20 protein-coding genes are annotated in these 21,485 nt (G+C 60.5%); 9 read left to right on the top strand and 11 right to left on the bottom strand.

From position 1 onward, the window contains the following. Positions 1-30 precede the first annotated feature (30 nt). The 7 genes from PG888_RS10880 to nudF form a co-directional block, all read right to left on the bottom strand. A complete protein-coding gene (locus tag PG888_RS10880) occupies positions 31-546 on the bottom strand; it encodes a DUF4062 domain-containing protein (protein ID WP_270693350.1) in 516 nt (171 codons plus the stop codon). Positions 547-584: 38 nt separating this feature from the next. Continuing rightward, a complete protein-coding gene (parC, locus tag PG888_RS10875) occupies positions 585-2,867 on the bottom strand; it encodes a DNA topoisomerase IV subunit A (protein WP_270693351.1) in 2,283 nt (760 codons plus the stop codon). Between the two features lie 160 nt (positions 2,868-3,027). Continuing rightward, on the bottom strand, positions 3,028-4,923 hold the full coding sequence (parE, locus tag PG888_RS10870; RefSeq protein WP_270693352.1) for a DNA topoisomerase IV subunit B: 1,896 nt from the start codon (positions 4,921-4,923) through the stop codon (positions 3,028-3,030). Positions 4,924-5,039: 116 nt separating this feature from the next. Further along, complete coding sequence (locus PG888_RS10865; protein ID WP_270693353.1) at positions 5,040-5,627, bottom strand: YqiA/YcfP family alpha/beta fold hydrolase; 588 nt, start codon at positions 5,625-5,627, stop codon at positions 5,040-5,042. A 12-nt stretch (positions 5,628-5,639) separates the two neighbouring features. After that, a complete protein-coding gene (gene cpdA / locus PG888_RS10860; protein ID WP_042656609.1) occupies positions 5,640-6,458 on the bottom strand; it encodes a 3',5'-cyclic-AMP phosphodiesterase in 819 nt (272 codons plus the stop codon). Positions 6,459-6,480: 22 nt separating this feature from the next. Continuing rightward, positions 6,481-6,885 (bottom strand): DUF1249 domain-containing protein, encoded by a 405-nt coding sequence (locus PG888_RS10855; protein WP_267967597.1) that lies wholly within the window; start codon positions 6,883-6,885, stop codon positions 6,481-6,483. A gap of 46 nt (positions 6,886-6,931) precedes the next feature. Continuing rightward, positions 6,932-7,573: an ADP-ribose diphosphatase gene (nudF, locus tag PG888_RS10850; RefSeq protein ID WP_111807617.1), complete on the bottom strand. Its 642-nt coding sequence runs from the start codon at positions 7,571-7,573 to the stop codon at positions 6,932-6,934. Positions 7,574-7,878: 305 nt separating this feature from the next. Between nudF and tolC the strand changes: the two genes are divergently transcribed. Next, positions 7,879-9,204: an outer membrane channel protein TolC gene (tolC, locus tag PG888_RS10845; protein ID WP_075113240.1), complete on the top strand. Its 1,326-nt coding sequence runs from the start codon at positions 7,879-7,881 to the stop codon at positions 9,202-9,204. 116 nt (positions 9,205-9,320) lie between these two features. On the opposite strand, the gene hldE is transcribed toward tolC, so the two are convergent. Then, entirely contained in the window at positions 9,321-10,748 is a 1,428-nt protein-coding gene (hldE, locus tag PG888_RS10840; protein ID WP_270693354.1) for a bifunctional D-glycero-beta-D-manno-heptose-7-phosphate kinase/D-glycero-beta-D-manno-heptose 1-phosphate adenylyltransferase HldE, read from the bottom strand. 195 nt (positions 10,749-10,943) lie between these two features. Here hldE and lpxL point away from each other — a divergent pair, with 195 nt between their 5' ends. The 6 genes from lpxL to PG888_RS10810 all read left to right on the top strand — a co-directional run bounded on the left by lpxL (position 10,944) and on the right by PG888_RS10810 (position 17,329). Further along, positions 10,944-11,867 (top strand): LpxL/LpxP family Kdo(2)-lipid IV(A) lauroyl/palmitoleoyl acyltransferase, encoded by a 924-nt coding sequence (gene lpxL / locus PG888_RS10835; protein ID WP_270693355.1) that lies wholly within the window; start codon positions 10,944-10,946, stop codon positions 11,865-11,867. Positions 11,868-12,494: 627 nt separating this feature from the next. Beyond that, complete coding sequence (locus PG888_RS10830) at positions 12,495-14,417, top strand: PTS mannitol transporter subunit IICBA (protein WP_270693356.1); 1,923 nt, start codon at positions 12,495-12,497, stop codon at positions 14,415-14,417. 37 nt (positions 14,418-14,454) lie between these two features. Continuing rightward, the gene (locus PG888_RS10825; protein WP_270693357.1) at positions 14,455-15,600 is read left to right on the top strand and encodes a mannitol-1-phosphate 5-dehydrogenase; all 1,146 of its coding nucleotides are present in this window, start codon (positions 14,455-14,457) and stop codon (positions 15,598-15,600) included. 133 nt (positions 15,601-15,733) lie between these two features. After that, the gene (locus PG888_RS10820; RefSeq protein ID WP_005335907.1) at positions 15,734-16,255 is read left to right on the top strand and encodes an MltR family transcriptional regulator; all 522 of its coding nucleotides are present in this window, start codon (positions 15,734-15,736) and stop codon (positions 16,253-16,255) included. A gap of 174 nt (positions 16,256-16,429) precedes the next feature. Next, positions 16,430-17,002, top strand: coding sequence for a DNA-J related domain-containing protein (locus tag PG888_RS10815; RefSeq protein WP_270693358.1), 573 nt, complete (start codon positions 16,430-16,432; stop codon positions 17,000-17,002). Between the two features lie 78 nt (positions 17,003-17,080). Then, positions 17,081-17,329, top strand: a complete 249-nt coding sequence (locus tag PG888_RS10810; RefSeq protein ID WP_042057543.1) for a hypothetical protein — start codon at positions 17,081-17,083, stop codon at positions 17,327-17,329. Positions 17,330-17,407: 78 nt separating this feature from the next. Here PG888_RS10810 and PG888_RS10805 read toward each other — a convergent pair whose 3' ends face one another. Both PG888_RS10805 and zntB read right to left on the bottom strand, forming a co-directional pair. After that, the gene (locus tag PG888_RS10805) at positions 17,408-17,920 is read right to left on the bottom strand and encodes a mechanosensitive ion channel domain-containing protein (RefSeq protein WP_005354921.1); all 513 of its coding nucleotides are present in this window, start codon (positions 17,918-17,920) and stop codon (positions 17,408-17,410) included. 13 nt (positions 17,921-17,933) lie between these two features. Beyond that, complete coding sequence (gene zntB / locus PG888_RS10800; RefSeq protein WP_058053159.1) at positions 17,934-18,899, bottom strand: zinc transporter ZntB; 966 nt, start codon at positions 18,897-18,899, stop codon at positions 17,934-17,936. Between the two features lie 140 nt (positions 18,900-19,039). On the opposite strand from zntB, the gene PG888_RS10795 reads away from it, so the two are divergent. Beyond that, a complete protein-coding gene (locus PG888_RS10795) occupies positions 19,040-19,489 on the top strand; it encodes a YaiI/YqxD family protein (protein ID WP_005335916.1) in 450 nt (149 codons plus the stop codon). A 125-nt stretch (positions 19,490-19,614) separates the two neighbouring features. Beyond that, positions 19,615-20,115 carry a metal-dependent hydrolase gene (locus tag PG888_RS10790; protein WP_270693371.1) on the top strand — a complete coding sequence of 167 codons (501 nt, stop codon included), beginning with the start codon at positions 19,615-19,617 and terminating at the stop codon, positions 20,113-20,115. A 64-nt stretch (positions 20,116-20,179) separates the two neighbouring features. Here the strand turns inward: PG888_RS10790 and PG888_RS10785 are convergent, their stop codons facing one another. Beyond that, positions 20,180-21,385 carry a NupC/NupG family nucleoside CNT transporter gene (locus PG888_RS10785; RefSeq protein WP_058053158.1) on the bottom strand — a complete coding sequence of 402 codons (1,206 nt, stop codon included), beginning with the start codon at positions 21,383-21,385 and terminating at the stop codon, positions 20,180-20,182. Positions 21,386-21,485 lie beyond the last annotated feature (100 nt).

The following is a 21,485-nucleotide window of genomic DNA, read 5'->3' as shown; positions in this document are numbered from 1 at the left end:
AGGCAGAGAAAATCCAAGCAAAACAACACGTTAGACGGTATTATTAATTCGCTTGCCGCTTAAGGTTCTGTACATGATCCGGGGATTTGTATTAAAAGCTTTCATCAGAGCGATCGATACCTTTCCATGTAAATCATCTGATGATTTCCAGAATCCGACAGGACGGCTTTTTACCTTATCCTTAAAGTTATTTAGTAAGACGATTTTATCGTCGTTTTTTTCTACATATTTTGCAAGTGGTTCAACCGTTTGGTCGATAACAAATCCGAGAACAGGAACCCCCTTGCTGACTGCGTAATCAAATTCCTTTTCCGTATAACTAATATCCCCGACCATGGAACCATATTTATGAGCCACAACTACCACATAGTAGTCAGACTCATCTATCTGCCTCTGTATTATTTTCCACTGTTCATCATCTGCAGCACTAAACATTTCCATACCAACTGGTATGTGTCCCATTTCCAGAATAGACTTAATAACTTGAGCCCTTTCATTTTTTAAATCATCATATGTCGAGCTAATGAAAATTTGATATTTAACCATTCTAACCCCTATAAATAGGGAGCCTAAGCTCCCATATTTTAATTATTTTCTGAATTGCAATCTTCAATTGCCGAGGATTCTATTTCTATTCTGTCTACCCGCTGCAAACCACGGGGCAGCTTGGCGCCGCGGCGGCCGCGCTCGCCGCGGTAGTAGTCAAGGTCAGATGGCTTAAGAGTGAGCTTGCGCTTGCCGGCAAACAGGGTGACATATTGCCCCTGCGGGATAATGGCGGCCATCACCATAAACTCTTCCCGCGCCTTCACGCGAGCCGAGGGGATGCTGATCAGCTTGTTGCCCTTGCCCTTGCCGAGTACCGGCAGGGTGTTGAGCGGGAACAGCAGCATGCGCCCTTCGTTGGAGATGGCCATGCAGAGATCGGTCTCTGGCGAACCAATCTTCTGGGGTGCCATCACCTGACCCCCTTCCGGCACGGTGAGCAGCGCCTTGCCGTTCTTGTTCTTGCCGATAAGGTCGTCATAGGTGCAGACAAAGCCGTAACCGGCATCGGAGCAGATGAGGTAGGGCTCACCCTCGTTGCCCATCACCAGATGGCGTACCTCTTCCCCTGCCCCCAGCGCAAAGCGGCCGGTGAGCGGTTCGCCCTGACTGCGCGCAGATGGCAAGGTGTGGGATTCGAGGGCGTAGGTGCGGCCCAACGTGGAGAGGAACACCGCCTGCTGGTTGCTGCGGCCACAGGCGTGGGCCAGATAGCTGTCCCCCGCCTTGTAGGAGAGCCCCGCCACATCGACATCGTGGCCCTTGGCGGCGCGCACCCACCCCTTGTCGGAGAGGATGACGGTGACCGGTTCGCTGGGAATAAGCTCTTTCTCGGTCAGCGCCACTGCGGTGGCACGCTCCACCAGCGGGGTGCGGCGATCGTCGCCGTATTTCTCGGCATCGGCCAGCAGCTCTTTCTTGAGCAGGGTGTTGAGGCGGCGTTCGGAGCCCAAAATCAGCTCCAGCTTGTCGCGCTCTTGCGCCAGTTCATCCTGTTCGGCGCGCAGCTTGAACTCTTCGAGCTTGGCCAGATGGCGCAGTTTCAGCTCCAGAATTGCTTCGGCCTGGGTTTCGCTGATATTGAAGCGCTCCACCATCACCTTGCCCGGCTCATCCTCGGTGCGGATGATTTCGATCACCTCGTCGATGTTGAGGTAGGCCACCAGCAAGCCTTCGAGGATGTGCAGGCGAGCAAGCACCTTGTCGAGGCGGAACTGCAGACGGCGACGCACGGTCTCGCGGCGGAAGATGATCCACTCGGAGAGGATCATCTTGAGGGTCTTCACCTGCGGCCGGTTGTCGAGGCCGAGGATGTTGAGGTTGACCCGGTAGTTCTTCTCCAGATCCGTGGTGGCGAACAGGTGGGCCATCAGCCCCTCCACATCCACCCGGTTGGAGCGGGGGATGATCACCAGACGGGTCGGGTTTTCGTGGTCCGATTCATCGCGCAGGTCGGTGACCATGGGCAGCTTTTTCGCCACCATCTGGGCGGCGATCTGCTCCATGATCTTGGCGCCGGAGGCCTGATGGGGCAGCGCGGTGATGACGATGTCCCCATCCTCCTCGCTCCAGACCGCCCGCTGCTTGATGGAGCCCTTGCCGGTCTCGTAGATTTTGCGGATATCGTCGCGCGGGGTGATGATCTCGGCGTTGGTCGGGTAGTCCGGCCCCTGAATGTGCGCCATCAATGCATCGAGCCCCGCATTGGGGTTGTCGAGCAGCTCGGCACAGGCGTAGGCCACTTCCCGCGCGTTGTGGGGCGGAATGTCGGTCGCCATCCCCACCGCGATACCGGTCACCCCGTTGAGCAGGATGTGCGGCAGGCGGGCGGGCAGCACCACCGGCTCTTTCATGGTGCCGTCGAAGTTCGGCGTCCACTCCACCGTGCCCTGCCCCAGCTCGGAGAGCAGCAGCTCGGAGAAGCGCGACAGCCGCGCCTCGGTATAACGCATGGCGGCGAAGGATTTGGGATCGTCCGGCGCACCCCAGTTGCCCTGACCGTCCACCAGCGGGTAGCGGTAGGAGAAGGGCTGGGCCATCAGCACCATGGCTTCATAACAGGCGATGTCGCCGTGCGGGTGGTACTTACCCAGCACGTCACCCACGGTACGGGCGGACTTCTTGTGCTTGGAGAGGGCCGACAGGCCCAGCTCGCTCATGGCGTAGATGATGCGCCGCTGCACCGGTTTGAGGCCATCGCCGATATGCGGCAAAGCCCGATCCATGATGACGTACATGGAGTAGTTCAAGTAAGCCTGTTCGGTAAAGGTGCGCATTGGCTGGCGCTCTACCCCGTCCAGACTGAGCTCTAGATCGCTCATAGATTTGTTCTCTTTCGGTTATAGAGCCGGTTGGCGCTCTACTTCATTCACAGACTGAGCTCGATAGCATCACTCATGTGATTTTCTCTTTCGGTTCGGGAGCCGCCACAGGGCGACTCCGGCTAAATGCTTGCTGGCCCTGTGCGGGCCAGCCGACGGCTTAGATGATGGCGAGGTTGCCCTTCTCTTCCAGCCACTCGCGACGATCCGGGGCGCGCTTCTTGGCCAGCAGCATGTCCATCAGCTGCAGGGTCTCATCCCCTTCGGCCTCAGGCCCCATGGTGAGCTGCACCAGACGGCGAGTGTTGGGATCCATGGTGGTTTCCCGCAGCTGTTTCGGGTTCATCTCACCCAGACCCTTGAATCGGGTCACCATCACCTTGCCTTTCTTCTTCTCGGCCTCGACCCGCTGCAGCACGCCGTTCTTCTCGTCCTCGTCGAGGGCGTAGTAGACCTCTTTACCGATATCGATCCGGTAGAGGGGCGGCATGGCGACATAGACGTGGCCCTGATTGACCAGCGCGCGGAAGTGCTTCACGAACAGGGCGCAGAGCAGGGTGGCGATGTGCAGACCGTCCGAGTCCGCATCCGCGAGGATGCACACCTTGCCGTAGCGCAGGCCGCTGAGATCCTCTGAGTCGGGATCGAGCCCGATAGCGACCGAGATGTCGTGCACCTCCTGCGAGGCGAGCACCTGACCGGCCTCCACTTCCCAGGTGTTCAGGATCTTGCCGCGCAGCGGCATGATGGCCTGAAACTCGCGATCCCGCGCCTGCTTGGCACTGCCGCCCGCGGAGTCACCCTCCACCAGGAACAGCTCCCCCTGCATGGGGTCGGCGCAGTTACAGTCGGTGAGCTTGCCGGGCAGCGCCGGGCCTTGCGTTATCTTCTTGCGCACCACCGTCTTGGCGGCGCGCATCCGGCGCTGGGCGCTGCTGATGCAGATCTCGGCGATCTGCTCCGCCAGCTCGGTGTTGCTGTTGAGGTAGAGGCTGAAGGCATCCTTCACCACACCGGAGACAAACGCCGAGCTCTGACGGGACGAGAGCCGCTCCTTGGTCTGACCGGCGAACTGCGGATCCTGCATCTTGACCGAGAGGATGTAGGCGCAGCGATCCCAGATATCTTCCGGGGTCAGCTTGACCCCACGCGGCAGCAGGTTGCGGAACTCGCAGAACTCGCGCATGGCGTCGAGCAGCCCCTGACGCAGACCGTTGACGTGCGTACCGCCCTGCGCGGTGGGGATCAGGTTCACATAGGATTCGGCGAGGCATTCGCCCCCTTCCGGCAGCCAGCACAGTGCCCAGTCCACGGCGGACTGTTCGGTGCTGAAGGCGCCGATAAAGGGCTGCTCCGGCAAGCAGGTGAACTGCTTGACCGCGTCGATCAGGTAATCCTTGAGGCCATCTTCGTAGCACCACTCCAGCTTGATGCCAGTGTTCTTGTCGAGGAACTTGATGGTGAGGCCGGGGCAGAGCACCGCTTTCGCTTTCAGCAGGTGTTCCAGCTTGGTGACCGAGAAGCGGGGCGAGTCGAAGTAGCTCGCCTGCGGCCAGAAGCGCACCCGGGTGCCGGTGTTGCGACGGCCGCAGGTGCCGCTGATGGTCAGCTCCTGCACCTTCTCGCCACGCTCGAAGGCGATGTCGTAGACCTGACCGTCGCGACGTACCGTCACCTCGACCCGATCGGAGAGGGCGTTTACTACCGAAATACCCACCCCGTGCAGACCGCCGGAGAACTGGTAGTTCTTGTTGGAGAATTTGCCGCCCGCGTGCAGCTTGCAGAGGATCAACTCCACACCGCACACCCCTTCCTCCGGGTGGATATCGACCGGCATACCGCGGCCGTCATCGATCACCTCGAGGGACTGGTCTTCATACAGGGTCACCTCCAGGGTACGGGCGTGGCCCGCCAGCGCTTCGTCGACGCTGTTGTCGATGACCTCCTGGCCGAGGTGATTGGGCCGGGTGGTGTCGGTATACATGCCGGGGCGACGACGCACCGGTTCAAGGCCATTGAGGACCTCAATGGCATCCGCATTGTATTGAGTAGACATGGAGGGCCTTGCGAATTGACGTTTGGAGGGAATCTTAACTGCTAGGCGGGGGCAGGACAAACGCCCCGCGCCGAAAGCTTGATCTGGAGAAGGACAAGCAGGGCGAGACTGCCCTTTTATAACCCGAGGAAGTGGATGATCTGGGCGGGATAGCGTTCGAACGCCACGAAGGCGTGGTCGCCGCCGCACTCCAGCGAGAGACGGGCAAAGCGGTATTCATCCAGCGCCTTGCGATAATCGAGCACCTCATCCCCCTGCTGTTGCAGGATCCAGAGTCGCTCCGGCGCCGTCACCGGCACCGCCAGTGCCCGCAGCTCATCCATATGCTCAGGCAGCAGTTCGTACTGCTCCCCGCTATAGGGATTGGTCTGGGGGCCGAGGTAATCGCAGAGCAGCTCGTGCGGGCGCACCGCCGGATTGATCAGCGCGGCGCGGCAGCCGTACTGTTCGCTGACCCGGGTCGCCATAAAGCCGCCGAGGGAGCTGCCCACGGCACCGAGCTTGAATTCACTACCATAACGACGCGGCAGATCGGCAACGGTCTGCTCGATAGCCGCCCAGGCCGCAGCCGGGGTGTTGGGCTGGGCCGGAATGATCACCTCGATATCGGGCCGGTTGGCGGCCACCCAAGCAGCCATCTGCTGCGCCTTGGCGGAGCCCGGTGAGGAGTTGAAACCGTGCAGATAAAGGAGAACCGACTTCATGTAATGCTCTCCTCAATAACCGGTAGCATCGGGGTCGGGCACAAACTGCCCCACCGGCAGGCGCCACACCTCGCTGGCTACCCGCCCATCCGGATAGAGGGTGAGATAGCGCCAGCCCGGGCCGGATTCATCCAGCGCGAAGCCATCACAGAGCGGTTTGAACTGGATGCAGGTGGAGGGGCTGGCAATCAGCCGCACCCCGCGGTGCACCTCGTCAAACTCCTGATGAACGTGGCCGAACAGGATGGTCTTCTGCTGCGGATGACGGGCCAGCACGGCGAACAGGTCATCGGCATTCTTGAGATTGTGCTGATCCAGCCAGGCGCAGCCCACCGGCACCGCCTGATGGTGCAGGGTGATCAGGGCGTGGCGATCAGGATATTGGCGCAGGGCGCGGTCGAGGGCGGCCAGCTGGTGATCGCCGATCATGCCGTGGGGTTTGCCGCGCACCTGGGTGTCGAGCAGGATCACCTGCCAGTGATCGCCCACCAGTTGCTTGGATTCGCTGATCCCGGCGGCATGGAGATATTCGGTCATCAACGGGCTGTCATCGTGATTGCCGGGCAGCCAGTAGATGGGACGGCCCAGAGGCGCCATCATGGAGGCAAAACGCTGATAGGATTCCGGGCTGTGATCCTGCGACAGATCGCCGGTCGCCAGAATCACCTCATAAGGGTGTTCGTTGGCCTGCACCTGTTCCAGCACGGCGGCCAGACTCTCTGCGGTGCGCACAGCCAACAGCCGCCCTTCGGCACTCGCGAAGAGGTGGGTATCGGTAATTTGCAACAGGCGCACACTGCCGTCCTGCGCCTGGGGGAGCTCTGTTTCCAAAATCACGCTTCTTTTTATATGTTCAACTGGAGATATTGATCGGGCTGGTACCATGTCTGAGACAAAATTTTAGCCATTCGGCCAGAAACAGATTTACCTGCTCCTTTTCGTCCCGCTGGTGCATCTTTTTATTGGGATAATCATAACGTGGTTGCAAACGGGAAATCTGTTGCGCTGCACACACTTCCGCCATCCGCACATCATGGTACAAACGAATCTCGATTTGAGCCTGCAGATATTCGGGCAATTCGGGGTTGTGCTGGCTCAGGATCACCTGGCTGGTGAAGCGACTCTCGCCAATGATGGTGAGCTGGAACTGCAGATCGTTGCCGACCCGATAGCGGCGCTCGGCCCCGACCTCACCCTCTGGCGGCAACAATTTCATCAGTGCCATGTAATTGACCTCGCAGGTACGCTGCAAAGACATCAAATCCGGCACATAGCGCCTGCTCTGTTGCAGGGTCAGCGCCACCTCAGCGATCCGCCAGCCAGCGGGCGCGCAGCTCGCCGTGGTTGAGAGCCAGCCACTGCAGGGCGATGACCGAGGCCGCATTGTCGATGCGCCCCTCTTTGAGCCAGGCGTAGGCCTGCTCGCGGCTCACCACGTGCACCCGGATATCTTCGCCTTCGTCGGCCAGCCCGTGCAGCCCTTCGGCCTTGCTGGCATCCACCTCGCCCACATAGACCTCTATCCGCTCGGTGCTGCCACCCGGGCTCACCAGATAGCTGATGGCGTGCTCGCAGCGGGCCACCTCGATCCCGGCCTCTTCCACCGCTTCGCGGCGCACCACCGCCTCGGCGGTTTCACCTTCGTCGATAATGCCAGCCACCAGCTCCAGCAGCCAGGGGGTCGGGCAGGTCTCCATGGCGCCGATACGGAACTGCTCCACCAGCACGATCTGGTCGAGTACCGGATCATAGGGCAGCAGCGCGGCAGCATGGCCCCGCTCGAACAGCTCGCGCACAATGGGCTGATTCCAGCCGCCTGCAAATAACCGATGCTGCAGACGATAGACATTCACCTTGAAGAAGCCGTTATATCCAGCTGATTTTTCAATGATTTTCACATCATCGGCGGCGTAATGCCGATCTTGCGGCAAGGGTTGCTGCGACATCCGGGACTCCCGTCAGCTTGACTTGTATCAGTTTGACCATAAAATCCGAGGAACATGAATGAACGTTCATTCACTCGGCGTACCATGGCAATGAGGGGTGGATTTTAGCAGCCACAGACCATTTGGCTAGGCGCGCGGGGAGAAAACTGCGTCCGGTTCTTGACGTTCCCGTCACCGGACCTGAGACTCTTAGCATTAAATTTTGCTTATAGTAGAGTGATTAAGCTGCAATCAAGCTTGGTCGGTGACAATATTTGCCCTCTCCAGCAACCAGTTTGGGTTACTACATAAGGTTAAAACGATCTATGAAAAGAACACTCTTGTCCGTCATGGTGTTGCTGGGCGTCAGTGCCGGTGCCCATGCCGAAAACCTGCTCGACATCTACCAGCAAGCCCAGATCAAAGACCCGCAGTTGCTGCAGTCCAAAGCCGTTCGTGACCAGGCCTTCGAGAAGATCAATGAATCCCGTGCTGCGCTCTTGCCGCAAATCAATCTGGGTGCCGGTCTGAACTACCTGCAAAACAAGAATGATACCCAGAGCAACAACAAAGCCTCCGGTTCTCTTTCGCTGGATCAATCCATCTACCGTCGCAGCAACTGGGTCAACCTGGACCTGACCGAGAAAGGCGCCACCCAGTCCGACGTCGCCTACAACCTCGAAGTGCAGAACCTGATGGTGCGCAGCGCCACCGCCTATTTCAATGTGCTCAAGGCGATGGATACCCTGGAATTCGTCCGTGCCAACAAGGTTGCCGTTGAGCGTCAACTGGAGCAAACCCAGCAGCGTTTCGAAGTGGGCCTGACCGCCATCACCGACGTCCATGAAGCCGAGGCGTCCCGCGACCAGGCTCTGGCCGACGAGATCAACGCCGAGAACGATCTGGCCAACAGCTATGAGGCCCTGCGCGAGCTGACCGGTATCGATCACCGCAATCTGGATGTGCTGAACACCGATCGTTTCAGCCCGCAAAAGACCGCCTTTGGCTCCGACAAGTGGCTGGAACTGGCGCTGGACAAGAACCTGCAACTGCACAGTGCCCGCATCGCCAAAGACATAGCCAAAGAGAAAATCGATCTGGCCAAAACCGGCCATGAACCGACCCTGGATCTGGGTGCCGGCCTGCAAACCAGCAATACCGATTACAAGCTGGATAGCATTCCGGGCGGCAATGACAATCAGGCCAATATCGGTCTGACCTTCAAGCTGCCGATCTACAGCGGCGGTGCCACCACGTCGCAAGTGAAGCAGGCCCAGTTCAACTACGTGGCCGCCAGCGAGCTGCTGGAGAAGAACTTCCGTTCGGTGCAGAGCACAGTGCGCTCCTCCTACAACAACGTGAACGCCAGCATCGGCTCGGTGCGCGCCTATAGCCAGTCCGTCATCTCTGCCGACAGCGCCCTGAAAGCGACCGAAGCCGGTTACGAGGTGGGCACCCGTACCATCGTCGACGTGCTGGATTCCACCCGCAAGCTGTACGATGCCAAGCAGAAACTCTCTGCCGCCCGTTACAACTACATCCTCAACATCCTGAGTTTGAAACAGGCTGCTGGCGTGCTGGAAGCGCAGGATCTGGTGGAAGTGAACCAGGGGTTGATGCCTGCCACGGCAAAAGCTAAAACCAAAGGCTGATAGCCGCTATCGGACATGAAAAAGGCGACCGCAAGGTCGCCTTTTTGTTATCCGTATTTCTGTCGGCTTGCTCCCGCCGATAGAAAGCCCCGCCAGATTGCGGGGCCCGCAGCGCGTTAGCCGCGCTCGCGAATCGTCTTGATGATGTCGCTGGTGGAGCAACCATCTTCGAAGTTGAGCACGCGCACCTCGCCGCCGTTGGCGGTCACCTCGGCGTAACCGGCAATATCCTCCGGCTTGTAGTCACCGCCCTTGACCAGCAGGTCGGGCAGGATCTCGGCGATCAGGCGCTGCGGGGTATCTTCACCGAATGGCACTACCCAATCCACCGCGCCCAGCGCAGCCAGTACGGCCATGCGACGCTCGGTCGGGTTGACCGGACGACCCGGCCCTTTCAGACGGCGAACCGACTCATCGGTGTTGACCGCCACGATCAATCGATCCCCCAGCTTGCCCGCATTGGCCAGATAGGAGACGTGACCAGCATGCAGGATGTCGAAGCAGCCGTTGGTCATCACCACCTTCTCGCCACGCAGACGGGCGGCACGCACCGCCACTTTCAGCTGGGCTTCGGACATGACGCCAAAGCCTGTTTCCTGCTCGGTATAGAGGGCGTTGGCCAGCTCGACCGGACTGACGGTAGAGGTGCCCAGCTTGCCGACCACGATACCGGCGGCGGTATTGGCCAGGGCGCAGGCTTCGTCTAGGCTCTTGCCTGCCGCCAGCGAGGTGGCCAGGGTGGAGATCACGGTATCACCGGCACCGGTCACATCGTAAACCTCGTGAGCCTGAGCCGGCAGGTGCAGCTCGGGCAGCCCTTCGCGGATCAGGGTCATGCCGTTTTCGGAACGGGTGACCAGCAGGGCATCCAGCTCGAAGCGCTTGACCAGCTCCAGCCCCTTGGCGACCAGCTCCTCTTCGCTCTTCACCTTGCCCACCACAGCCTCGAACTCGGACATGTTGGGGGTCAGCAGAGTGGCACCGCGGTACTTCTCGAAGTCGGTGCCCTTGGGATCGACCAGCACCGGAATACCGGCGGCGCGGGCCCGCTGGATCATGCCGGGCACGTCGTTCAGCGCACCCTTGCCGTAGTCGGAGAGGATCATCACGTCGCTGTTCGGCAGCGCCTGCTCGACCTTGCTCATCAGCAGGGTGGCATCGACGGAGTGGAAGGGCTCTTCAAAGTCCAGACGCAGCAGTTGCTGGTTGCGGGACAGGACACGCAGCTTGGTGATGGTCGGGAAGTCGGCCAGACGAACGAAGTCACAGGCCACCTTGACGCCAGCCATCTGACCGGCCAGCGCATCGGCCGCTTCATCCTGACCGGTCAGGCCAAGCAGCACGGCGTGGGCGCCGAGAGCGGCGGAGTTGAGGGCCACGTTGGCCGCGCCACCGGGACGCTCCTCAATGTGTTCAACCTTGACCACGGGCACCGGCGCCTCGGGGGAGATCCGGCCGGTGGGGCCATGCCAGTAACGGTCCAACATGACATCGCCTACGACCAGAACGCGGGCTTTTTCAAACTCGGGCAGGGTGATCTTCATCTGTATCGACTCTCAAAACCTGAAAAATCAGCGGGCGATTTTATCACACTCTTTTATCCGGTGTAGAAAAAGCCGACCGCCGCTGTCACGCTAACCGGACGCGGGCCACCCCTCTGACCAGCACACTGCCATTCGCCCCCGCCCCCCCTTTTCGGCTAGAATCCCCCGATTGTGTTTGCGAACAAGAGATTAGCCATGGCCCATGACAACGCTCCCCGCCTGGAGCCCCACCTGTTTCATCCCCGTTACTGGGCCAGCTGGTTCGGCCTCGGCCTGCTCTGGCTGCTGACCCTGCTGCCGTGGCGCAGCCAGATGTGGCTGGGTCGTCAGCTCGGTCGTCTCGCCGCCAGGATATTGAAGTCCCGGGTAAAAATCGCCCGTCGCAATCTGGAACTGGCGATGCCCGAGCTAACCCGGGATGAGCGGGAGAAACTACTTAAGGCAAACTTCGAGAGCGTGGGCTGCGCCGTGTTCGAGGTGGGGATCGCCTGGTTCTGGCCGGACTGGCGGATGCGCAACCTGATGAAGGTGGAAGGGGAAGAGCACGTCATCGCCGCCATGGAGAAGGGACAGGGCATGCTGCTGCTCTCCTGCCACTTCCTGACGCTCGAGCTCAACGCCCGCTGTTTCGGGCTGGTTCGCCCCGGCGTGGGGGTCTATCGCCCCAACACCAATCCGGTGCTGGAGTATGCCCAGTACCACGGTCGCTGCGCCTCCAACAAATATCTGGTGGACCGGATGGACGTGAAGGGGATGATCAAGGCGCTGCGCAACGGCGACGCCCTCTGGTACGCGCCGGATCACGACTACGGCAGCCACGCCAGCGTGTTCGTGCCCTACTTCGCGGTGGAGCAGGCGGCTACCATCACCGGCACCGCCACCCTGGCGCGGGTGAAGAACACCGTCACCCTGCCCTGCTACAACATTCGCACCAGCGAGGGTTACACCCTGCATATCGGGGCGCCGCTCGCCGACTACCCCAGCGGGAATGACATGGTCGATGCCACCCGCGCCAACCGCGAGATTGAAGCCGCCGTGCGCAAGGCGCCGGAGCAGTACATGTGGCTCCATCGCCGCTTCAAGACCCGCCCCTCCCCCGAGGATGCAGGCTTCTACTAAGCCGCAGTCCCCGACAGGGGCCAGATCGCCAAAACCGACAAACCGCCTGCTGGCGGTTTGTTTTTATCTGCTGCCTGCCCTGTGCGGCAAGCAAGCTCCCCGAACGTCAGCCGCGCAATCACATCCTGCATGCTGGCGCCCATTCCCATCAATCAGCCGCAAAACAGCCCTCATCACCGACCGTAAAAACTGAAAGCGGGTTACAAACTTATTGATTCATTGATAACCAATGAGAGGTTTCGATAGATCCATCGTCACCACCCGCTGATGAGTGATTGAGTGACTTGTCCCATTCGAATACAAAAATTGAATTTGTGATTTAAATCACCTTTACCCAAAGGCACCACCAGACAACTTTAGTGGGCTGAGTCACAAAAAATGGTCATGCAAAACAGAAAAGATCGAAATGTAGCCGAATTACAGCATCTGAATGTGATCAGGGTCACTGGTTGGGGAGGGGGTATGGTGGGGTATCTGAGAGATGGATCACAAGACACCCCGTTTTCAGCCTAATTTGATCGCAAGCTGGTAGATTGAAGTTGCTTAGACGACCGGGATGGCAGTTCGGCAAAACCGGCCATCCCGACTACCACTTTTAATCAAACAGGCTTAAAACGGGGTCCCGACATGTTATCACCGGATACCAAAGTCAAGATACAGAATTTTGGACGCTTCCTGTCCAATATGGTCATGCCCAACATAGGCGCCTTCATCGCCTGGGGCTTTATCACCGCCCTCTTCATCCCCACCGGCTGGCTGCCAAGCGAAACCTTGGCCAAGCTGGTCGGCCCCATGATCACCTACCTGCTGCCGCTGCTGATTGGCTACACCGGCGGCAAACTGATGGGCGGTGAGCGCGGCGGCGTGGTCGGTGCCATCACCACCATGGGCGTCATCGTGGGAACCGACATCCCGATGTTCATGGGTGCCATGATGGTCGGCCCGCTCGGTGGTTGGGCCATCAAGCGCTTCGACAAGGCGATGGACGGTCGCGTCAAGAGCGGCTTCGAGATGCTGGTCAACAACTTCTCCGCCGGCCTTATCGGCATGCTGCTGGCGATCCTCGCCTTCTTCGTGATTGGCCCCTTCGTCAAGGTGCTCTCCGGCGTGCTGGCCGGTGGCGTCGGCTTCCTGGTGGAAAACCACATGCTGCCGCTCACCTCCATCTTCGTCGAACCGGCCAAGATCCTGTTCCTCAACAACGCCATCAACCACGGTATCTTCTCGCCGCTGGGGATCCAGCAGGCAACCGAGCACGGCAGCTCCATCTTCTTCCTGATCGAAGCGAACCCGGGCCCGGGCATGGGCGTGCTGCTGGCCTACATGGTGTTCGGCCGTGGCGCGGCCAAGCAGTCCGCGGCTGGCGCCTCCATCATTCACTTCTTCGGCGGCATCCACGAGATCTACTTCCCGTATGTGCTGATGAACCCGCGCCTCATTCTGGCGGTGATCGCCGGTGGCATGACCGGGGTCTTCACCCTGACCCTGTTCAATGCCGGTCTGGTCTCCCCCGCGTCGCCGGGCTCCATCTTCGCCGTGCTGTTGATGACGCCGAAAGCCTCCCTGATTGGGGTCGCCCTCTCCATCATCAGTGCCACCCTGGTCTCCTTCCTGGTCGCCGCCGTGTTCGTCCGAGCCCAGCAGCCGGAAGCCGACGAGGCCGATGCGCTCGGTGAAGCCACCCGCAAGATGAAAGCCATGAAGGGTGCCAAGCCCGAGACCGCAGCGGCCAAAAAGCCGGGCGGTGAACTGATGGCGGTGCGCAATATCGTGGTGGCCTGCGATGCGGGCATGGGTTCCAGCGCCATGGGTGCCGGCATGCTGCGCAAGCGGGTGCAGGCCGCCGGGCTCGACATCAGCGTCACCAACCGCGCCATCGATCAGCTCGACGATCAGGTGGACTGGGTCATCACCCACAAGGATCTGACCGAGCGGGCCCGTCGCCATGCGCCGAACGCTCACCATATTTCCCTGACCAACTTCCTCGACAACGGCCTCTATCAGGAGCTGGTTCAAAGCCTGACCCAGGCCGCCAACGATGATGTCGCCAACCCGCAACTGCTGGTGGCGGCCAACGATGACAACTACGAGCCGCAGGCCGCCGAAGTCTTTACCCTGAGCCGTCATGACGTGCATCTGGGACTGAAAGCGGACAGCAAGGAGGCCGCCATCCTGACCGCAGGCCGACTGCTGGCCGAGCGCGGCTACGTTGCGCCCGACTACGTCAACGCCATGCTGGAGCGTGAACAGCTGGTCTCCACCTACCTCGGCGAGTCCATCGCCGTGCCTCACGGCACCATCGCCGCCAAGGAGTTTGTGAAGCGTACCGGTATCGTCATCTGCCAGTATCCGGCCGGGGTCGCCTTTGGCGAAGCCGCCGATGAGGTAGCGCGGCTGGTGATCGGCATCGCCGCCCGCAACGACGAACACATGCAGGTGATAACCCGCCTGACCAATGCACTGGATGAACCCGGTCTCATCGACCGGCTGGCCAGCACCACGGATCCCCAGGCCTTCCTGGATCTGCTGGGTGCCGAACAGGCTGCGTAATCATCTTTCATCGTCTTTGGTTCAAGAGGTTAATATCATGAAAACATTGCATTTTGGTGCTGGTAACATCGGTCGCGGCTTTATCGGCAAACTGCTGGCAGATGCCAGCCATCAGGTCACCTTCGCTGACGTCAACGACACGCTTATCGACCAGCTCAACCACCGTCAGGAGTACAAGGTCCATGTGGTGGGTGCGGATCAGAAGCTGGACGTGGTGCGCAACGTGGCGGCGGTGAGCTCCGCCGGTCACGAGGTGATCGCCCGCATCATCACCGCCGATCTGGTCACCACCGCCGTCGGCCCCAACATTCTGGACAAGATTGCCAGCACCCTGGCCAAGGGGCTGCAGGCCCGCTTCGATGCTGGCAACCTGACTCCGCTCAACGTCATCGCCTGCGAAAACATGGTGCGCGGCACCAGCCACCTCAAGCAGGAGGTACTCAAGTACCTGCCAGTCGCGTATCATGCCACGCTCGAATCCTGCATCGGCTTCGTCGACTCGGCGGTGGATCGCATCGTGCCGCCCGCCGCGGCCGCCAACGATGATCCGCTGGAAGTGACGGTAGAGAGCTTCAGCGAGTGGATCGTCGACCAGACCCAGTTCAAGGGGGAGCTGCCACAGGTGGCGGGCATGGAGCCGACCGACAACCTGATGGCCTTCGTCGAGCGCAAGCTGTTCACCCTCAACACCGGTCACATCGTCACCGCCTACCTCGGCAAGCTGCGGGGCTACCACACAGTGCGCGAGGCGATCGAAGATCCGGTGATCCGCAGCAAGGTGCGCCGCGCCATGGAGGAGAGCGGTGCCGTGCTGGTGAAACGCTACGGCTTCGACCCGCGCCTGCATGCCGCCTACATCGAGAAGATCCTCTCCCGCTTCGCCAACCCCTATCTGGTGGACGAGATTGACCGGGTCGGTCGTCAGCCGCTGCGCAAGCTGGCGGCGGGGGATCGACTGGTGAAGCCGCTGCTCGGCACCCTGGAGTACGGCCTGCCCAACGAGCAGTTGCAGGAGGGGATCGCCGCGGCGCTGCACTATCGCAACACCGATGACCCGCAGGCGGTGGAGCTGCAAGCCCTGCTGGCGGAGCTTGGCCCGGCCAAAGCGCTGGCCCGCGTCACCGGACTGGATGAAGAGAGCGAGGTGGTTCGCGCCATCGTCGCCCGTTACGAAACCCTGTAATGACCCTGCTTGCGGCGCATTCAGCCACCACTGATAGCGCCCCAAGCGCTTGAATGGCAAGGGAATGTGCCCCATATGATAAAAACCGGGAGAGAGGCCCACTCTCTCCCTGTCAGCTGGACCCTATACACCTATGACCACACACCAGGAAGATGAAGTACTGGAACGACTGAACGAGCAGGATGGCCCCCGCGGCTTCTTTCTCGAAGCCGTGACCATCCTGGAAGAGGCGGTCGACTCCCTGATGCGACGCGCGTTCCGTCAGGAGGAGTATGCCGTCAAATACGCCATCGAACCCCTGCTCAACCAGAGCGGCCCCCTCGGCCAGCTGGAGGTGCGCCTCAAGCTCATCTTCGCCCTCGGCCTCATCTCCCTCGAGCGCTATCAGGATATCGAAGCCTATATCAAGATCCGCGACTTTCTGGTGCGCGACCCCAAGGATTACCGTTTCAGCGACAAGCCGATCCGCGATCTGCTCGACCGCCTGCACGGGGTCAATCAGGGTGGCATGATGAAGCTCGAGCCCCCCGCCAGCGAAGAGGATTGGGCCTTCTACCAGATGCAGCTCAACCGGCTCGATCAGATGGTGCGCTCCGCGCTGGTACTGGCGCTGGCCGACTGTGTCGGCGAGCTCCACAAGGAGAGCCCCATCTGATCGGGCTCACGCTCATGACCGCCCCGCTGGCGCGCTTTTTCTGCGCCGCGCTTGCCACTGCGCCTTGCCCCGCCCATTGGCAGATGCCACTCTGATCCAGCACCGCCTCGCCTGTACGTCGCACACTGTTGGCGCCACAGGCAGAAAAGCCCTCACATGGAAGAATCGAACGTCATGAGCGACCCGAACGCCAACCCGCTGATTGCCCCGCTGCTGGCGCTGTTGCAACAGGCGGCGGGCAGCTACAAGGTGCACGAGCTGATGGCCGCCCTGCGCCAGCAGGGGGCGATTCCGGTGCTGGCCGACGACGAGCAGCTGCAGCTGTTTCGGGTCAACTTCCTGATCATGAACGCCCTCTACCAGTTGCAAGCCGAGTTCTGGCAAGAGGGATGGTGGCTGGTGATCAGCACCCTGGATATCCGGCTCGAACCGCTGGCCAAGACCCCGGCGGCCAGCCACGCCTTTGCTATCGGCGAAAATCTGCGCAGCTATTACCTCGACTGGCAGGTGTTCTGGCAAACCGACCGTGCCGAAGTTGAAGCCCTGCTCAACCGCTTCTGGCGCGCTTATGACGGGGAGGGGCACAAAGCCGAGGCGCTGGCACTGTTCGAGCTGAATGAAGGGGCGAGCCAAGAGGCGATCCGCCGCCGCTGGCGGGAGCTGGCGCTGCAGCACCATCCGGATCGGGGCGGCAATGCCGAGACCTTTATCCGCATCCGCTGGGCCTGGCAGTGCCTGCGGGGATAAGCCCGTTGCCGCACTGCTGTTGCCGCACATAAAGGGCAGGCATAGACTGGGAGTGGATATTCCCCAAAGGAGCGCATCATGACAGTCAGTGAACTTCGTAAGCTCTATCAGCAACAGATCCTGCAAGAAGCCGAAATTCTCCACGACGTTGCCATCCCCGGCTGGCTTATCGAATTCAGAGGCAAGGATGGTGCCCTCTACGAGCTGACCGACACCCTCGGCTGCCCGGTCAGTTTCGGCACCGTCGATCAGGCCCGCGAACATGTGCATCTGGTGGCCGACTGCCCGATGCAGGTGGAGCACCTCTACCGCTTCTTCGAACGCTAGATCAGCACCCGCCACACAGAAAAAAGGCTCCAGAGGAGCCTTTTTCTTATTCCGGTTACTTTCTATTCCGGTTACTGTCTATTCCGGTTGCAGTGGTTCCGCCACCTTGCCCTCCAGCTTCCTGACCGGCTTTTGCAGGATCAGGTTGGCCGGATAGGTGACCAGATCACCGTTGTCATCCCGTACCCGCACGTAGAACAGGCCAATCTCGGTGATGACGCCGGTGACCGAGTCGTCCTTGTCGAGGATGCGGATCCGGTCGCCAATCTTGTAGGGAAAGGCGAAGAAGATGGTGATGCTGGCAGTGATGTTGGAGAGGATCGACCACTGGGCCACCATGGCGACCCCCAGTACCGCAAAGAAAGATGACGCGAGCACCACCAGTCGGGAGAAGTCGAGCCCCCACACACCGGCCAGCACCAGCAAGGTGGCGCAGCCGAGCAGGAAGTGGAACACATGGGCCACGTAGAGCACCCGGTTCTCGCTCACCTGTCTGCTCTGACCGAGCGCCAGCAAACTCTTGTGAATAAGCCGCCGGATCAGGGTGTGCCCCAGCAACAGCAGCAGGGTCAGGCCAATGGATTGCCACATGGGTTATGCCTCCCTACCACCAGCGCCGGTGCTTGAGCCAGATGGCCAGCCCGCTGGCCAGCGCCACCAGGGAGCCACAGAAGACCCAGAAGGCGGTCGGGCTCTCGGCCCCCGGAATCCCCCCCAGGTTGATGCCAAACAGACCGGTCAGGAAGCTGGCGGGCAAAAACAGCAGCGCCATCACCGACATCTGGTAGGCGCGGCGGTTGGTCGCCTCCGCCATCAGATTGTTGATCTCGTCCGCCAGCACCGCAGTGCGCGCCACCCCGGCATCGAGGTCATCGAGCCAGCGCCGCAGCCGGTCGGCGATATCGAGCAGACGGCGGCGGTCATCCTCATCCAGCCAGCTGATCTTCTCGTTGGCGAGGCGCGCCACCAGATCCCGCTGGGGGGAGAGATAGCGGCGGATCATGATGAGCTGCTTGCGGATCAGCGCCAGGCGGCCATTGGCGGGCAGGTCGCGCATCAGCACCATCTCCTCCAGATCGAGGATCTTGTCGTGCAGCTCTTCAACAAACTCCCCCGCCCGATCGGTCAGGGCATCGCAGATCTCCACCAGCCAGTCGGCCGGGGTATCTGCACCACCCCCCAGCTTGAGCTGGTTGAACACATCCTGCTCGGAGAGCAGCGGGCGACGACGGCTGCTGATGATGAGATCCGGGGTGATGAAGATGCGCAGCGCCACCATCTCCTCGGGCCGGTGATCCTTGTTGTGGTTGATGCCACGCAGGATCAGCAGCACCGTCTCCCCCATCCGCACCAGCTTGGGACGATTGCTCTGGCCGAGCAGCGACTCCTTGGCTGCCTCTCCCAGCAGCGGGGTTTGCAGCAACCAGCGCGCCGAATCGGGATGGCCGTAATCCAGATGCAGCCAGCCGGGGCGATCCCCCGGGATCTCGCTTCCCGCCGTCAGCGGCGCCATGCCACCCTTGCCATCCAGGGTCAGGGCATAAATCACTTCACCGGGCACCCGATCCATCTCGTCTCCTTCTCGTTGCATGTGCTGGCCCCAGCTTACACGAAAGGCGGGGCAGACTCAGCCCCGCACCGGCAAGGGGAGGCCTGTGTTAAGATGCCCGCTCCCGTGTTCCATCCGCTTTCACTACAGGAAACCATGCCATGCCCATCTGGGTTGATGCCGATGCCTGCCCCATTCCGGTCAAGGAGATCCTCTACCGCGCCGCCCACCGCGCCCAGGTCGTCACCACCCTGGTGGCCAATCAGGGATTGCGGGTGCCCCCCTCCCCCTTCATCAAAACCCAGCAGGTGGAGAAGGGTTTCGATGTGGCAGATCATGTCATCGCCCAGCAGGTTCAGCCCGGCGATCTGGTGATCACCGGCGATATTCCCCTCGCCTCCTGGGTCATCGATGCCGGTGGCGAGGCGCTCAATCCCCGCGGCGAGATCTACACCCGCGAGACCATCAAGGCGCGGCTCGGCATGCGCAACTTTATGGAGGAGCTGCGCTCGGCCGGTGTGCAGACCGGCGGCCCGGCCCCCTTCAATGCCGCCGACAAACAGCGCTTCGCCAACGCCCTCGACAAGTGGCTGGTCAAAGGCAAGCTGTAAAGAGACCCTAAAGGCGCCCTGTTTGGGCGCTTTTTCGCCGTAACATCCTGATTTTTAAAATAACTGCTGACCACAACCATCAGGCTGGTAAGATGCGCCGCCATCTTGTCCACGCCGTAATCATCATGACCGCCCAAGGGCACCTGCTCTTCTCCGTTACCTGCACTCTGATCGCCCACAAACTGCAGCTCACTCCGGCGCTGGCCGATGCCAGCCTGTGGCAGACCATCCCTGCCGCGCTGGCCAGCGCCCTGTTGCCCGACCTCGACCACCCCAAATCGGTGCTGGGGCAGCGCCTGCCGTGGATCTCGAAACCCCTGTCGCGGCTGTTTGGCCATCGCGGTTTCACCCACAGCCTGCTGGCGGTCGTCGCCGCCGTCTGGGGGCTGAACCAAAGCCTGCCGCCTGGCACCCTGCCCGTGGGGGTCAAGGATGCCCTGATCGTCGGCTACCTCAGCCATCTGCTGGGGGATTGGCTCACCCCGGCGGGCATTCCGCTCTTCTGGCCCATCAAGCGCCGCTTCCGGCTGCCGGGCTGGCCGCTGCGCAGTGGTGGCGCCCTCGAAACCGGCTTTTGTACCCTCACCCTGCTGGTTGCTGGCTGGTGGTGCGGCTGGCGGCTGTGAGCCAGAAACAAAAAAGCCCCTGACAAAGTCAGGGGCCCAAGCAGTGGCGCGAACCACTAGAGGATCAGATCATGATGCCTGCGATAACCGCAGAGAGCAGGCTGACCAGGGTAGAACCGTAGACCAGCTTCAGACCGAAGCGGGAAACCATGTTGCCCTTCTCTTCGTTCAACGCTTTTACCGCACCGGCGATGATGCCGATAGAGCTGAAGTTGGCGAAAGAGACCATGAAGATAGAGAGGATGCCGACGGTACGCGGAGAGAGCTCGGCAGCCACTTTGCCCAGATCCATCATCGCCACAAACTCGTTGGTCACCAGCTTGGTCGCCATGATGGAGCCCGCTTGCAGCGCTTCACCACTCGGGATACCCAGGATCCAGGCGATCGGGTAGAACAGGTAGCCCATGACGAACTGGAAGTTCACGCCAAATGCCATCTCGAACAGGTAGTTGACCAGGGCAATCAGGGCGATGAAGCCGACCAGCATGGCACCAACGATAACGGCAACCGTGAAACCGGCCATGATGTACTCGCCCAGCATCTCGAAGAAGTTCTCTTTCTTCGGCGTATGGTGCTCGTCACCTTCGGCAATGGCCTTGATGTCGGTCACGGAGTTATCCGGCTCGTACGGGTTGATCAGAGAGAGCACGATGAAGGTGCTGAACATGTTGAGCACCAGCGCGGCAACCACGTAGCGCGGCTCGATCAGCTGCATGTAGGCACCGACAATGGACATGGAGACGGTAGACATCGCCGTCGCCGCCAGGGTGTACATCTGCTTCTCGTTCAGGTGCGGCAGGATGTTCTTGAGGGCGATGAAGTTCTCGGACTGACCGACGATCATCGAGCTGATGGCGTTGAAAGACTCCAGCTTACCCATGCCGTTGATCTTGGCCAGCACGGTACCGATACCGCGGATCACCAGCGGCAGCAGGCGGATGTACTGCAGAATACCGATCAGCACGGAGATGAAGACGATGGGCATGAGCACCATCAGGAAGAAGGAGAAGGCCCCTTCGTTAACCAGGCCACCGAACACGAAGTCGGTACCCTGTTTGGCAAACTCCATCAACTTGGTGAAGCCGGCCGCGAAGCCACCCACCACCGCCAGACCCACTTCGGAGTTCAGCATGAACCAGGCCAGCGCCAGTTCGACCACCAGCAGTTGGCCGATATAACGCAGTTTGATCTGTTTCCAGTTGTGGCGGTTAGCCAGCAAAGCAAGAGCGAGGACCATCACCAGTCCGAGCACAAAGTGAACGTATTCCATACCTGTAGCACCTGAGTGAATTGTAATTTTTGACCGGCGCCATCATAGACATTTGCACATTTAAAAATCAGATAGCCATCACAATCCCGCCCAATAATAT

The sequence above is a fragment of the Aeromonas sp. QDB23 genome (assembly GCF_027707745.1).
Classification (GTDB): domain Bacteria; phylum Pseudomonadota; class Gammaproteobacteria; order Enterobacterales; family Aeromonadaceae; genus Aeromonas; species Aeromonas allosaccharophila.
This window is presented reverse-complemented; position numbering and strand designations above follow the sequence as displayed.

Excerpts from the sequence above, each read along its gene's own strand:
- PG888_RS10880 (WP_270693350.1), bottom strand. The coding sequence starts at position 546 with ATGGTTAAATATCAAATTTTCATTAGCTCGACATATGATGATTTAAAA.
- parC (WP_270693351.1), bottom strand. The coding sequence starts at position 2,867 with ATGAGCGATCTAGAGCTCAGTCTGGACGGGGTAGAGCGCCAGCCAATG.
- parE (WP_270693352.1), bottom strand. The coding sequence starts at position 4,923 with ATGTCTACTCAATACAATGCGGATGCCATTGAGGTCCTCAATGGCCTT.
- PG888_RS10865 (WP_270693353.1), bottom strand. The coding sequence starts at position 5,627 with ATGAAGTCGGTTCTCCTTTATCTGCACGGTTTCAACTCCTCACCGGGC.
- PG888_RS10855 (WP_267967597.1), bottom strand. The coding sequence starts at position 6,885 with ATGTCTTTGCAGCGTACCTGCGAGGTCAATTACATGGCACTGATGAAA.
- nudF (WP_111807617.1), bottom strand. The coding sequence starts at position 7,573 with ATGTCGCAGCAACCCTTGCCGCAAGATCGGCATTACGCCGCCGATGAT.
- tolC (WP_075113240.1), top strand. The coding sequence starts at position 7,879 with ATGAAAAGAACACTCTTGTCCGTCATGGTGTTGCTGGGCGTCAGTGCC.
- hldE (WP_270693354.1), bottom strand. The coding sequence starts at position 10,748 with ATGAAGATCACCCTGCCCGAGTTTGAAAAAGCCCGCGTTCTGGTCGTA.
- lpxL (WP_270693355.1), top strand. The coding sequence starts at position 10,944 with ATGGCCCATGACAACGCTCCCCGCCTGGAGCCCCACCTGTTTCATCCC.
- PG888_RS10830 (WP_270693356.1), top strand. The coding sequence starts at position 12,495 with ATGTTATCACCGGATACCAAAGTCAAGATACAGAATTTTGGACGCTTC.
- PG888_RS10825 (WP_270693357.1), top strand. The coding sequence starts at position 14,455 with ATGAAAACATTGCATTTTGGTGCTGGTAACATCGGTCGCGGCTTTATC.
- PG888_RS10820 (WP_005335907.1), top strand. The coding sequence starts at position 15,734 with ATGACCACACACCAGGAAGATGAAGTACTGGAACGACTGAACGAGCAG.
- PG888_RS10815 (WP_270693358.1), top strand. The coding sequence starts at position 16,430 with ATGAGCGACCCGAACGCCAACCCGCTGATTGCCCCGCTGCTGGCGCTG.
- PG888_RS10810 (WP_042057543.1), top strand. The coding sequence starts at position 17,081 with ATGACAGTCAGTGAACTTCGTAAGCTCTATCAGCAACAGATCCTGCAA.
- PG888_RS10805 (WP_005354921.1), bottom strand. The coding sequence starts at position 17,920 with ATGTGGCAATCCATTGGCCTGACCCTGCTGCTGTTGCTGGGGCACACC.
- zntB (WP_058053159.1), bottom strand. The coding sequence starts at position 18,899 with ATGGATCGGGTGCCCGGTGAAGTGATTTATGCCCTGACCCTGGATGGC.
- PG888_RS10795 (WP_005335916.1), top strand. The coding sequence starts at position 19,040 with ATGCCCATCTGGGTTGATGCCGATGCCTGCCCCATTCCGGTCAAGGAG.
- PG888_RS10790 (WP_270693371.1), top strand. The coding sequence starts at position 19,615 with ATGACCGCCCAAGGGCACCTGCTCTTCTCCGTTACCTGCACTCTGATC.
- PG888_RS10785 (WP_058053158.1), bottom strand. The coding sequence starts at position 21,385 with ATGGAATACGTTCACTTTGTGCTCGGACTGGTGATGGTCCTCGCTCTT.